Here is a 537-nt window from a genome sequence, read left to right on the forward strand (position 1 = left end):
TGGTGACGTACGCACGGCCACCATCCGCACTGGTGGCGACGGCGCTCGGACCCCGCCCGCTGGGGATGCTCTCGCCACCTGAACGACCGGTGGTGGCATCGGCGTCGGCGATCCTTACGGAGTCTGTATAGGCGTCAGTGGTGTAGAGGCGACTCTCGCCAAGGGCGAAGGCGGCACCTCGCGGAACGGTGTGGAGGCTGTTGGGGAGCCGGGTGGCGGTGACGGTGTTGCTTGCGGCGTTGGCGACGTAGAGGTTGCCTGTCCAGGTGACGGCCGCACCGTAGGGGGCTTTGCCGGTCTTGATGGGATCGCCGACGGGCTTGTTGGTCGTGGTGTCGATGGCTGTGACGGAGTTCCCGGTCCTGCCGTTTGCCTCGGAGCCGTTGTTGGTGACCAGCAGGTGGTCGTTCCACGGAGTGAGGGTGACGGAGAAGGGCTGGTTTCCGACCGGGACCGGATCGCCGATGCTGCGGCCGGCCGCGGTGTCGATGACTGACACCGTGCCGGCGCCGTTGTTGGCGACGTAGGCGCGGCTCC

General features: G+C 67.6%; 1 protein-coding gene. It reads right to left on the reverse strand.

Features of this window, described 5'->3' with window-relative positions; genetic code table 11:
* A partial coding sequence (locus AA75_RS07255) for a YncE family protein (protein WP_033818968.1) occupies nucleotides 1-537 on the reverse strand: 537 nt, incomplete at both ends.

The organism is Kitasatospora sp. MBT63, assembly GCF_000710465.2.
Taxonomy (GTDB): Bacteria; Actinomycetota; Actinomycetes; order Streptomycetales; family Streptomycetaceae; genus Kitasatospora.